This is a genomic window from Pseudoalteromonas fuliginea (assembly GCF_000690055.1).
In the GTDB taxonomy this organism is placed as follows: Bacteria; Pseudomonadota; Gammaproteobacteria; order Enterobacterales; family Alteromonadaceae; genus Pseudoalteromonas; species Pseudoalteromonas fuliginea.
In genome coordinates, this window is the sequence record NZ_JJNZ01000061.1 from 19446 (window position 1) to 32248 (window position 12803).

11 protein-coding genes are annotated in these 12803 nt (G+C 39.1%); 8 read left to right on the plus strand and 3 right to left on the minus strand.

Annotation, left to right across the window (positions count from 1 at the left end; all coding sequences use genetic code 11):
* Positions 1 to 47: 47 nt before the first annotated feature.
* Positions 48 to 470, minus strand: a complete 423-nt coding sequence (gene rnpA / locus DC53_RS05070; protein ID WP_033031124.1) for a ribonuclease P protein component — start codon at positions 468 to 470, stop codon at positions 48 to 50.
* Between the two features lie 7 nt (positions 471 to 477).
* Positions 478 to 612, minus strand: a complete 135-nt coding sequence (gene rpmH, locus DC53_RS05065; RefSeq protein ID WP_004335215.1) for a 50S ribosomal protein L34 — start codon at positions 610 to 612, stop codon at positions 478 to 480.
* A gap of 517 nt (positions 613 to 1129) precedes the next feature.
* Here rpmH and dnaA point away from each other — a divergent pair.
* From dnaA to DC53_RS05025, 8 genes are all read left to right on the plus strand, one after another.
* Positions 1130 to 2518, plus strand: coding sequence for a chromosomal replication initiator protein DnaA (gene dnaA, locus DC53_RS05060; RefSeq protein ID WP_007377652.1), 1389 nt, complete (start codon positions 1130 to 1132; stop codon positions 2516 to 2518).
* Positions 2519 to 2531: 13 nt separating this feature from the next.
* Positions 2532 to 3635, plus strand: coding sequence for a DNA polymerase III subunit beta (gene dnaN / locus DC53_RS05055; RefSeq protein ID WP_033031126.1), 1104 nt, complete (start codon positions 2532 to 2534; stop codon positions 3633 to 3635).
* A gap of 15 nt (positions 3636 to 3650) precedes the next feature.
* Complete coding sequence (recF, locus tag DC53_RS05050) at positions 3651 to 4745, plus strand: DNA replication/repair protein RecF (RefSeq protein WP_033031129.1); 1095 nt, start codon at positions 3651 to 3653, stop codon at positions 4743 to 4745.
* Positions 4746 to 4757: 12 nt separating this feature from the next.
* Entirely contained in the window at positions 4758 to 7184 is a 2427-nt protein-coding gene (gene gyrB, locus DC53_RS05045) for a DNA topoisomerase (ATP-hydrolyzing) subunit B (RefSeq protein WP_033016208.1), read from the plus strand.
* Positions 7185 to 7325: 141 nt separating this feature from the next.
* Entirely contained in the window at positions 7326 to 8228 is a 903-nt protein-coding gene (gene glyQ / locus DC53_RS05040; RefSeq protein ID WP_007377648.1) for a glycine--tRNA ligase subunit alpha, read from the plus strand.
* A 2-nt stretch (positions 8229 to 8230) separates the two neighbouring features.
* The gene (glyS, locus tag DC53_RS05035) at positions 8231 to 10300 is read left to right on the plus strand and encodes a glycine--tRNA ligase subunit beta (RefSeq protein ID WP_033031131.1); all 2070 of its coding nucleotides are present in this window, start codon (positions 8231 to 8233) and stop codon (positions 10298 to 10300) included.
* Between the two features lie 74 nt (positions 10301 to 10374).
* The gene (locus DC53_RS05030; protein ID WP_007377646.1) at positions 10375 to 10824 is read left to right on the plus strand and encodes an early set domain-containing protein; all 450 of its coding nucleotides are present in this window, start codon (positions 10375 to 10377) and stop codon (positions 10822 to 10824) included.
* 67 nt (positions 10825 to 10891) lie between these two features.
* Positions 10892 to 12496: a KAP family P-loop NTPase fold protein gene (locus DC53_RS05025; protein WP_007377645.1), complete on the plus strand. Its 1605-nt coding sequence runs from the start codon at positions 10892 to 10894 to the stop codon at positions 12494 to 12496.
* On the opposite strand, the gene tusA is transcribed toward DC53_RS05025, so the two are convergent.
* Entirely contained in the window at positions 12497 to 12736 is a 240-nt protein-coding gene (tusA, locus tag DC53_RS05020; RefSeq protein WP_004335190.1) for a sulfurtransferase TusA, read from the minus strand. It lies immediately after the preceding gene.
* Positions 12737 to 12803: the final 67 nt, after the last annotated feature.

Genomic DNA, 12803 nt, shown 5'->3' on the forward strand with positions numbered 1-12803 from the left:
AAAGGTGAGCTAAAGATACATTAATTAACCCTGCAATTCTATTGCAATTAGGTTTGTTTATTAGATTTAGCTGATTTGTTTGGGCGTTTCTTAAAAGGTGGCGGTTTAGGTGCACCTGGTTTACAGCGTTCGTTAATTTTTCGCCATAATTTAGTAAGTTGTTTGGTTATTTCTTCATTAGACTGCTCATCAATACCATTTTTAACCATAAGCACAATATCAATATTATCGATGCTGTGTTGATTTAAACGAAAACTTTCGCGAGCGAGACGTTTAATACGGTTTCGTTGGCATGCCTTTTTTACACGTTTTTTAGCAACAGTAAGTCCTAACCTAGGTTTATCTTGGTTATTTGGTTTAGCTAATAGAGTAAAGAAAGGAGTTGCAGCCCGAGCGGGTTCATTAAATATGCGAGAGTAATGCGAGGGAGTTAACAGACGTAACTCCCTGCCAAAGCTAAAGTCTTCCACTTATAAATTAAGCAGAAAGAACTTTGCGGCCTTTAGCGCGGCGACGTGCTAATACTTTACGGCCATTTACAGTTGCCATGCGAGCACGGAAGCCGTGTGCACGTTTGCGTTTTAAAACGCTAGGTTGAAAAGTTCTTTTCATAACAATCTCATCCGATCGGTTAAAGTTAAAACATCCTATACAGGTCGCGATCCTGGCATAGGTGCCATTGCGAGCGCGAGATATTATAGATGAAGTGACTCAAAGTCAATCATAATTACAGCCTATACTAAGTGTTAGTTACTCTATTCATGGTGATCGAGAATTATGATCCACTAGGATCATCATAAATAAGAAGTTTTCCACAGCCCCTGTATAAAAAGTGAATAAAAGCAGGGGAAAAGTAAAATGGATCGTAAAATTGGTTCGCGATCTTAGTGTTATTTTGTTATGATCTGTCATCAGGCTTTGAAATAAAAGCTTATTTAAATCAGTCTGTTAATGTTTTTATACAGCGATATCAACAATTTTATAAAAATCAATCTTTTACTTGTGGATAAAGTGTCTTCATAATACGCGGCCTTGGGCCACTTATTTGGCTATTTTGACGCAATAAATGCATGATTTTTAATCATTAATGATGTGCGGGAATAAAAATTATATCTCTGGGAGTTTAACTGTGTATCTGTCGGTTTGGCAAAGTTGTTTATATGTATTGCAAGATGAATTGCCTTCGCAGCAGTTCAGTATGTGGGTAAGACCACTTCAAGCAGAAAGTACCGAAGATACCTTGACGATTTATGCACCTAATCGCTTTGTGCTTGATTGGGTGAGAGAAAAGTACCTCAATAGAATTAACGAACTATTAGTAGAAATTTGTGGTGTTGAAGCACCAGAGCTGCGTTTTGATGTAGGAAGTAAACCTTTATTGAACGCTCAAGCTGCACCGGTTGCAGAAACACAATCTGCGCCAAGCGCACACGCTTCAACAAAACAGCAACCTCGTGAGCAAAAGCCGGTGGTTGAGCCTGCACCTAAGTCAGGTTACAAATCTAATATTAAAGAGAACTATACCTTTGATAGCTTTGTTGAAGGTAAATCAAACCAATTAGCAAAAGCTGCGGCCACACAGGTTGCCGACAATCCTGGTTCTGCTTTTAACCCTGTATTTATATACGGTGGTACTGGTTTAGGTAAAACTCACTTATTACATGCAGTAGGCAATGGCATTATGGCAAATAAGCCAGACGCTAAAATTGTTTATATGCATTCAGAACGCTTTGTTCAAGACATGGTAAAAGCACTACAAAATAACGCAATTGAAGAGTTCAAACGTTATTATCGCAGTGTTGATGCATTAATGATTGATGACATTCAATTTTTTGCTAACAAAGAGCGCTCCCAAGAAGAGTTTTTTCATACCTTTAATGCATTACTTGAAGGTAACCAACAAATTATTTTAACCTCTGACCGTTATCCAAAAGAGATTGAAGGGGTCGAAGACCGTCTTAAATCACGCTTTGGTTGGGGATTAACAATCGCGATTGAGCCACCAGAGCTTGAAACTCGCGTTGCTATTTTGATGAAAAAAGCACAGCAAAGTAAAATTAATTTACCACACGAAGTTGCTTTTTTTATTGCTAAAAAGTTACGCTCAAATGTGCGTGAATTAGAAGGTGCACTTAACCGTGTAATCGCCAATGCTAACTTTACCGGTCGTCCAATTTCGATCGATTTTGTAAAAGAAGCACTGCGCGATTTACTTGCTTTGCAAGACAAACTGGTTACGATTGATAATATTCAGCGCACCGTAGCAGAGTACTATCGAATTCGTGTATCAGATCTGTTGTCTAAGCGCCGCAGTCGCTCTATAGCAAGGCCTCGCCAAGTTGCTATGGCATTATCTAAAGAATTAACTAATCACAGCTTACCTGAGATTGGTGACGCATTTGGTGGACGCGATCATACGACCGTATTGCACGCATGTCGTAAGATAAAATCACTACGTGACGAAAGCCACGAAATTAAAGAAGATTATCAAAACTTAATAAGAACATTGTCATCTTAGGGCTGACTTTATTATGCAAATAACAATATCAAGACAACAATTTTTAAAGCCATTGGTGCAAGTGTCAGGTGCAATAGAGCGCAAACACACACTACCAATTTTATCTAACGTTTTGTTAGTGGTAGAAAACGGACAACTTTCAATGACAGGTACAGACCTTGAAATTGAATTAGTTTCTGGCGTATTTGTAGGTGACGATATTGCCGATACAAAACTAACGTTACCCGCTAAAAAGTTACTCGATATTTGTAAAAGTCTACCAGACGGTTCAGACATTACTTTAAGCTTGCAAGAGCATCAATTACTTTTAACCAGTGGTAAAAGCCGTTTTTCATTAACGACATTATCTGCTGATGATTTTCCTAATCTAGAAGAGTGGGACGGAGAGGTTGAATTTCAACTAACTCGTTTAGAGCTTCGTAAGTTACTCGAAAGCACGCATTTCTCGATGGCGAATCAAGACGTACGTTATTATTTAAATGGTATGTCGTTTGAAGTAGACAATACTGATATAAAAACAGTCGCAACAGATGGCCACCGTTTAGCGATTGCGCAAAAACAGCTAACGCAATCGCTTAATACTCAGCGTCAATTAATTATACCTCGTAAAGGTGTGCAAGAAATAATGCGCCTTATGGTCGCTGATGACGAGTTAGTAACAATTCAGTTTGGCGCTAATCATATCCGTATTATCGATTTAGAGTTTACATTTACAAGTAAGCTAGTTGATGGACGTTTTCCAGATTACCGTCGTGTATTACCGCGTGGTGGCGACAAAGTTATTACAGCTAACCGTGAATGGCTACGTAGTGCATTTCAGCGTGTGTCTATTTTATCTAATGAAAAGTTTCGTGGTGTACGCTTAAACTTATCAAACGGTTTATTAAAAATTACGGCTAATAATCCAGAGCAAGAACAAGCGGAAGAGGTTGTTGAAGTAAGTTACCAAGGCGCGGATCTAGAAATAGGCTTTAACGTGTCTTACGTATTAGATGTACTAAACACATTAAAAACAGAAGACGTACTATTTACATTAGCCGACTCAAACAGCAGTGCATTAATTGAAGGTGCAGGCGATGAAGAAGCAATGTACGTTGTTATGCCTATGCGTTTATAAGACTATAAATACACAATGAGCTTAAGTCATTTGAGCCTCAAATATTTTCGTAATATTGAGGCGCTGACGCTAGAACCAGTTAACGGCGTTAATATAATATATGGTGAAAATGGCAGCGGAAAAACCAGCCTTTTAGAGGCTATTTATTACCTTTCTCACGGCAAATCTTTTCGTACTCCAAAACACAAAAGTATTATCGCGCATCAGCAAGATCAGTTTGTAATTCACGGGCGCAAAACAATACACGACTTATCTATTCCAATTGGTATTAGTAAAACCCAAACGGGTGAAACTAATTTAAAAATTCAAGGTAAGGCGAGCCGTAAAATATCAGAACTTGCTCAACTTATGCCGGTACAAATTATTACACCAGAGAGCTATTCTTTATTTTTTGGCGGGCCAAAAGAGCGCAGAAAGTTTTTAGATTTAGGTTTGTTCCACGTGGAACATGGGTTCTTTTTTTTGTGGCAATCGTTTAATAAAGTACTTAAACAGCGTAATGCGTTGTTAAAAACTAAGCCAAAGAATTATTTTGACCAAATTAAGTTTTGGGACAAAGAATTTGTTAGACTGGCTGAAGAAATAAATAAATTAAGATTGGCGTATATAAGTAGGTTTAAGCAGCAGTTTTTTGATAAAATGTGTGCAGAATTAACGCTTGTACGCGATTTAGAAATGACCTTTAATGCAGGTTGGAAAGAGACTGAATCTCTTGCAGATGCGTTAGAGCAAAACTTTGAGCGAGATGCTCGCCAAGGGTTTACAAGTAAAGGGCCTCATAAGGCCGACTTTAGTTTTAGTGTCGCTGGCAACAGTGTGGAGAATACATTCTCACGCGGTCAATTGAAGTTATTACTATATGCGTTAAAAGTTACGCAAAATAGCTTAATTGAGTCAGAGACAGATAAGCAATCTATATTGCTAATAGATGATCTACCTTCAGAGTTAGGCGAAGATACAAAAGAGAAAGTGGGACAATTACTTGCTCACTGCAGTTCTCAAATTTTTATCTCTTCAATTTTATCTGAAAGTATTTCTGCTGTGGTGGAACCCATGCAACGAGAACTACAAATGTTCCACGTGAAACATGGCAACCTAATAACAAGATAAGTGGGATTAACCATGTCTGAGAATTATGACTCGTCGAGTATTAAAGTACTTAAAGGATTAGACGCAGTAAGAAAGCGTCCTGGAATGTATATTGGGGACACCGATGATGGCACAGGCTTACACCACATGGTGTTTGAGGTCGTTGATAACTCTATCGATGAAGCCCTAGCAGGTCATTGTGATGATATTTATGTAACTATTCACTTAGACGGTTCTGTCTCAGTACGAGATAACGGCCGTGGTATCCCAACTTCTATCCATGAAGAAGAAGGCGTATCAGCAGCCGAAGTTATTATGACGGTACTTCATGCTGGTGGTAAGTTTGATGATAACTCTTATAAAGTATCGGGTGGCTTACACGGTGTTGGTGTTTCTGTTGTAAATGCACTTTCAGAAAAACTAAAACTTACCGTTCGCCGTGAAGGTAAACTACACGAGCAGTTTTACACTATGGGTGTTCCAGATGCACCTTTAGCTGTTATTGGTGACTCAGAAACGACTGGTACAGAACTGCGTTTTTGGCCAAGTGGTGAAACATTCACAAACTTAGATTTTCATTACGAAATTTTAGCTAAGCGTTTACGCGAGCTTTCATTCCTAAATTCAGGTGTGAGCATCATTTTAAATGATGAACGTGAAGAAAATAAATCTGACCACTTTAAATACGAAGGCGGTATTCAAGCTTTCGTAGAATACTTAAACCGTAATAAAACACCTATACATAAAGGTGTATTCCATTTTACTCATGAACGTGAAGAAGATGGTATTAGCGTTGAAGTATCAATGCAGTGGAATGATGCATACCAAGAAAACATTTACTGTTTTACAAATAATATTCCACAACGTGATGGTGGTACTCATTTAGCCGGTTTTAGATCTGCGCTAACACGTACGCTTAACAACTACATGGAAAAAGAAGGCTTTAACAAAAAAGCTAAAACAACCAGTAATGCGACCGGTGATGATGCCCGCGAAGGTTTAACGGCTGTTGTTAGTGTTAAAGTTCCTGATCCTAAGTTCTCATCGCAAACAAAAGATAAGCTCGTTTCAAGCGAAGTTAAATCTGCGGTTGAGCAAGCAATGGCTGAAAAGTTCACTGAGTTTTTATTAGAAAACCCAGTAGATGCCAAAATTGTTGTTGGTAAAATCATTGATGCATCTCGTGCACGTGAAGCGGCGCGTAAAGCCCGTGAAATGACACGACGTAAAGGTGCAATGGACTTAGCAGGCTTGCCGGGTAAGCTAGCTGATTGCCAAGAAAAAGACCCAGCCCAATCTGAACTATATATAGTGGAAGGGGACTCTGCTGGCGGATCAGCCAAGCAGGGACGTAACCGTAAAAACCAAGCTATTCTTCCGCTTAAGGGTAAAATCTTAAACGTAGAAAAAGCACGTTTTGACAAGATGTTATCTTCGCAAGAAGTAGCAACGCTAATTACTGCATTAGGTTGTGGTATTGGACGTGACGAATATAACCCTGAAAAATTACGTTACCATCGTATCATTATCATGACCGATGCGGACGTGGATGGTTCTCACATTCGTACGTTACTACTAACATTCTTCTATCGTCAAATGCCTGAAATTGTAGAACGCGGCTATATTTATATTGCTCAGCCACCACTTTACAAAGTGAAGAAGGGTAAGCAAGAGCGTTATATTAAAGATGATCCAGCATTAGTTGAATACTTAACATCGCTTGCGCTTAATAATGCGGCTTTATATACAAGTGCAAATGCGTCGGCGCTTGAAGGTGAAGCACTAGAGACAATAGTTCATGATTACCAAAACACAGTTAAAGTAATCGAACGCTTAAAACGTAAATACCCAAGTACGGTAATGGAGCGTTTAATTTATCAAAGCGAACTGAAAAAAGAAGACCTTTCAGATGAAGCTAAAGTAATTGAGTGGACTAAAGAGCTAGTAGACGACCTAATAGCACGAGATGAAGATGCGACTATTTTTAATGCTGCAACAGAGCATGATACAGAGCGTAATTTATATTATCCGGTTGTGAATATTCGTCAGCATGGTGTTGATAAATCGCATGTGTTGAGCTATGACTTTATTACCTCACGCGATTACCAACGTATTGCTGTGACTGGTGTTAACATCGCAAATATCATTACAGAAGGCGCTTATATTCAACGTGGAGAGAAAACACTTCCTGTTGATAACTTTGTGGATGCTTTAGAATGGTTGATCGCAGAATCTAAACGTGGTCTATATATTCAGCGTTATAAAGGATTGGGCGAAATGAACCCAAGCCAGCTTTGGGAAACCACAATGGATCCTAGTGCTCGTCGTATGTTACAAGTGACGATCGAAGATGCCGTAGGCGCGGATCAATTATTTGCTACCTTAATGGGTGACCAAGTAGAGCCTCGTCGTGAGTTTATTGAAACTAACGCACTGCGCGTAGTTAACTTAGACGTATAAAAAGAATATTTACACCAAAAAAGGAGCCTGATGGCTCCTTTTTTATTTTCTTCAATTACACAAACTGCTTAAAACCTGAGTGTACACACGGTATACTAAAGGTAATTTTCACGCTACTTCTTAGATAGTAAAAAGCCAAATATGCAAAAATATGACGTAAAAACCTTTCAAGGTTTGATCCTGGCTTTACAGGATTATTGGGCGCAGCAAGGCTGTGTCATTATTCAACCACTTGATATGGAAGTGGGCGCCGGGACATTTCACCCGCAAACATTTTTAAAGTCTATTGGTCCAGAACCAATGTCGAGTGCTTACGTTCAACCGTGTCGTCGTCCTACAGATGGTCGCTACGGTGAAAACCCAAATCGCTTGCAACACTATTACCAATTTCAGGTGGTTTTAAAGCCATCACCAGATAACATCCAAGAGCTTTACTTAGGCTCGTTAGCGGCTATGGGTATCGATACGCTAACTCACGAAGTTCGCTTTGTAGAAGATAACTGGGAATCACCTACGTTAGGTGCGTGGGGCCTAGGTTGGGAAATTTGGTTAAACGGCATGGAAGTAACGCAGTTTACCTACTTTCAACAAGTTGGCGGTATTGAGTGTTCACCTGTAACGGGTGAGATCACTTACGGCCTAGAGCGTTTGGCAATGTACATTCAAGGCGTAGATAGTATTTACGACTTAGTATGGGCAGACGGTCCACTAGGGCGCGTAACCTACGGCGACGTGTTCCATCAAAATGAAGTAGAGCAGTCTACTTACAACTTTGAACATGCAAACGTAGAAGACTTATTTGCACAGTTTGATAAATGTGAAGCAGAGAGCCAAAAGTTAATTGAAGCAAACTTACCACTACCTGCTTACGAGCAAGTAATGAAAGCATCGCATGCATTTAACTTACTAGACGCACGCCACGCAATTTCGGTAACCGAACGCCAACGTTATATTTTACGCGTTCGTGCGTTATCAAAAGCGTGTGCACAAAGTTACTATGACAAACGCGAAGCGCTTGGTTTCCCGCTGTGTAAGGATAAGTAAGTATGTCAGCACAAAATTTATTAGTAGAAATTGGCACAGAAGAGTTGCCACCAAAAGCACTGCGTAAATTAGCAGAAGCCTTTGCTGCAAACTTAACTGCAGAGCTAGAAACACTAGAATTAGCACACCAAGGCGTAAGCTGGTATGCATCGCCTCGTCGTTTAGGTTTACAAGTAAAAGTGCTTGAAGCTAAGCAACAAGACAAAGAAGTTGAAAAGCGCGGTCCAGCCACTAAAGCTGCATTTGACGGTGACGGTAACCCAACAAAAGCAGCAATGGGTTGGGCACGTGGTTGTGGTATTGAAGTAAAAGACGCACAAACACTCGAAACTGACAAAGGCGCATGGTTATTGCACATTGCTAAAGTAGCAGGGCAAGAAACTAAAACGCTAATGACAGGTGCAATTACTAAAGCATTGGCTAAACTACCGATTCCTAAACCAATGCGTTGGGGCGCGAATAAAACACAATTTATTCGACCAGTGCATACGGTAACTATCTTGTTTGGTGATGAGCTACTTGAAGGCGAAATTCTTGGTAAGCAAATAACTAACCAGCTTCAGGGTCATCGTTTTCATCACCCAGAAAAAATTAGCATAAACCATGCGGACGACGTTTTTGACGTACTTAAATCTGCTTACGTTATTGCTGATTACGAACAACGTAAAGCGCAAATTCGTGCACAAATAGAAGAGGCTGCAAGCGCAGTTAACGCTGTTGTTGCAATGGATGAAGATTTACTAGAAGAAGTAACATCACTTGTAGAGTGGCCAGTGACTTTAACGGCAACATTTGAAGAAGCATTTTTAGATGTACCGGCCGAAGCGTTAATTTACACCATGAAAGACGATCAAAAATACTTCCCGTTATTAGATCAAAACGGCAAACTTTTAAATAAGTTTTTGTTTGTATCTAACATCGAAAGTAAAGATCCAAGTGTGGTTATTTCTGGTAATGAAAAAGTAGTGCGCCCGCGTTTAGCCGATGCACAGTTCTTCTTTGAAACAGATAAAAAGAAAACCCTAGAAAGCCGATTAGAATCGCTTGATAGCGTATTGTTCCAAAAGCAACTTGGTACGCTTAAAGATAAGTCTGAGCGCATTAGTGAGCTTGCAGGTTATATTGCTGAGCAATTAGGTGCTGACAAAGACCTAGCACAGCGTGCAGGCTTATTAAGTAAAACTGACCTAATGACTGAAATGGTAATGGAATTTACCGATGTGCAAGGTGTAATGGGAATGCATTACGCTCGCCACGATGGTGAAGCCGAAGATGTAGCCGTAGCGCAAAACGAGCAGTACATGCCACGCTTTGCAGGGGATAACTTACCTACAAACTTAATTAGCTGTGCAGTAGCGATTGCTGATAAGTTTGATACGCTGGTGGGTATTTTTGGTATAGGCCAAGCACCTAAAGGTGACAAAGACCCATTTGCTCTTCGTCGTGCTGCTATTGGTGCACTTCGCATCATGGTAGAAAAAGAACTACCACTTGATATTTTAGACCTAGTAGCTAAATCGCAAACATTGTTTGGCGACAAGTTAACTAACTTAAATGTATCAACTGACGTATTTGAATTTATGCTAGGGCGCTTCCGTGCTTGGTATCAAGACGAAGGTATTGAAGTAGACGTAATTCAAGCAGTGCTTGCACGTCGTCCGACTAAACCTGTTGATTTTGATCGCCGTGTTAAAGCCGTAAGCCACTTCCGTACATTAGACGCAGCAGAAGCGCTTGCAGCAGCTAATAAGCGTGTAGGTAATATTCTGGCTAAAAACGACATTACCAGCCAAGGTAGTGTTGATGAGAGCTTATTAAGCGACGACGCTGAAAAAGTATTGGCATCACAAGTAGCAAAATTTGCCACTGACCTTGCACCACTTTACGCAGATGGAAACTACCAAGAGGCATTAAGCCAATTGGCGGGTATTCGTGAAAGTGTTGATAACTTTTTTGACAACGTAATGGTTATGGCCGACGATGAAGCTGTTAAGCAAAATCGTCTTGCGCTGCTAAGCCAGTTAAGCGGATTGTTTTTAGGTATTGCAGATATTTCTGTTTTACAAAAATAACACCGATTAACAATTTTAAAAGCCAGCGTTTTGCTGGCTTTTTAGTTTTCACTGTATGCAAAGGACACCATTTGATGATTTCTATGAAACGAATTTTAACCTTAGCAATTGCTGGTTTACTCACTGCCTGTACAAGCCAAATCTCTATTAACGATGTTTTACCACAGCAAGAGCTTGACCGCACAATTTACTTGCGTGGCGACTTTACACTGTGGGATGCAGAACCTCAGTATCAATTTATGTCAGTAGGTCCTGCGCTTTATCAAGCAGAAGTGAAATTTAGTACGCCTGGTAAAGTGTACGAATTTAAAATAGCCGATGTCGATTTTAGTGAAGGTTACAACTGTGGTTACAGCGACTCACAACCAGCAGGGCAAAAACTAACACTTGGGCAACCAGCACCTGCCGACTGTAATACTATTTATAACTACTTTAGTTACACACCAGCAATAAAAGGCACGTACATAGTAAGTATTGATTACAGTGACTACGATGAGCCGAAAGTGACGATAACGAAGAAATAGCTATAAGTTTAAAGCTATCAGTTTTTAGATGCCCGAAGGGCTTAAAGATTTGTGACAAGGACGTTGTATGAAAACTAAAGAATGGAAAGAAGAAGTAAAAATTAATGGCGTTACTTATCCTGCAGATCAACTAAATAGAAAACAAGATGCAGAACTGCTAACTAAAATTCTTGTTCGGCGATCAAACGCAAATAGTGAAAAGCCAAATAAATCTTCATATGTAATTAACGTTAATGCGGAATGGGGTGCAGGTAAGACTTATTTCATAAAACGTTGGGCTAAAGACTTAAAGTATGAACATCCTGTTGTCTATATAGATGCTTGGTCAAATGATTTTATGGATTCACCTATTATTACCGTCCTTGCTGAAATACAAGAGCAGCTTCTAAAAACAGTTAATCAAAGTTACTTAAGTAAAGAAAAGAAAAAACGTTTCAAAAATTTAGGTATGTCTGTTTTACCGAAAATTTTAGCGGCATTAGTTAAACGTTATGGTGGATTTGATATTGAAGAACTATTTGTAGACGAAAACTCCGACACAGATATTTCGTCATCAACACAAAGCAATAAATCATTAGATTTGTCAGCAGCTATGGAAGCAATGACAACACAAGCGTTTAAAGAGCATAGTGACTATAAGAAGGGAGTAAAAGAGCTAAAGGGTACAATTAAAGAGTTAATAAAATACTCGATTGAAAAGCCAAAAGGCTCGCTGGCAACAGCTCGCATTTATCCTGCGTTTATATTTATTGATGAGCTAGACCGGTGCCGACCAACTTATGCAGTAGAAATGCTAGAAGCTATAAAGCACATATTTGATGTTGAAGGGTTGGTAATTGTAGTATCAACTCATACAGAAGAGTTACAACACACTATAAAGGCTTTGTACGGAAATAACTTTAATGCTGATAATTATTTGCGGCGCTTTTTTGACACTAAATTTAATCTAGATGTTGAGGTTTCTGCTAATTTATTAGTAGCAAACTGTGATTTTACTGTATTAAATAATCACTATCTTGAACAAAAAAGTGTTTTACTGTTTCCGCTTTTATCACCTGAAGATATAAAAAGGCAACTATCTTCGCTTATTGCCAAAATTTCAAATTGGCAAAACCTAACGCCTAGATCGGCTATACAATTAACTGATAGGTTACTTACTTGTATTGAATTGATTAGCGATGAAAAAACAGTAGATGTGATAGTTTTATCTACTTTGGTTTGTCTTTATATGTTTAATAAACCTGAATACGATAATATGTACTCTGTTTTGAAAGAGAACTTATTTACAGTCGAAAGTAAGCTCGATTTGTACTGTAAACAGCTAAATCTACCTCATTACTTAAAGGAAATGGTTAGTTCTACAAGAGATTATGAGGGAGTTAAACAGTTGTTAATTCTAGGTGGATACGAGCGGGAAACTTTTATGTACCATAACTCTAATTTTGCTGATATAAATCTTATAACTTACTTCAGGAGCTTTCAGTGTGTATTAAAGAGAGCTGATAATATAAAGAAAACTAATTATATGAACACTTTTGGTTATAATGGAAGTGGCTCTGTTAGTGGTTCTCAACTTTTAGAAGCCTATATGACGTTTTTTGGAGTAAATAGTTTTACTGCAAATGACTACTTAAACCTAATTGGCCTAACGAGTAAATTTGCTGATAGCTGATTACAATCCTTTCTTCACCACATATCTATACGGTGCTTCTTCTGCATCTTTAGCCACCAGCGTATGATCCATGAACGTACAAAAGCTCGGAATGTCGCGAGTTGTTGATGGGTCATCAGCGGTTATTAATAACGTTTCACCGTCGTTCATTTTACGAATTGCAGCACGTACCATCATTACTGGCTCTGGGCAGCGAAGGCCTATGGCATCTAATTGGTGATCGGGATTATCAAAGCTCATAATAAATTGGCCTGTTTAATTAAAGTGGTTGCTGTGTACGCGAGTGCTTAGGTATAGCAATTAATAA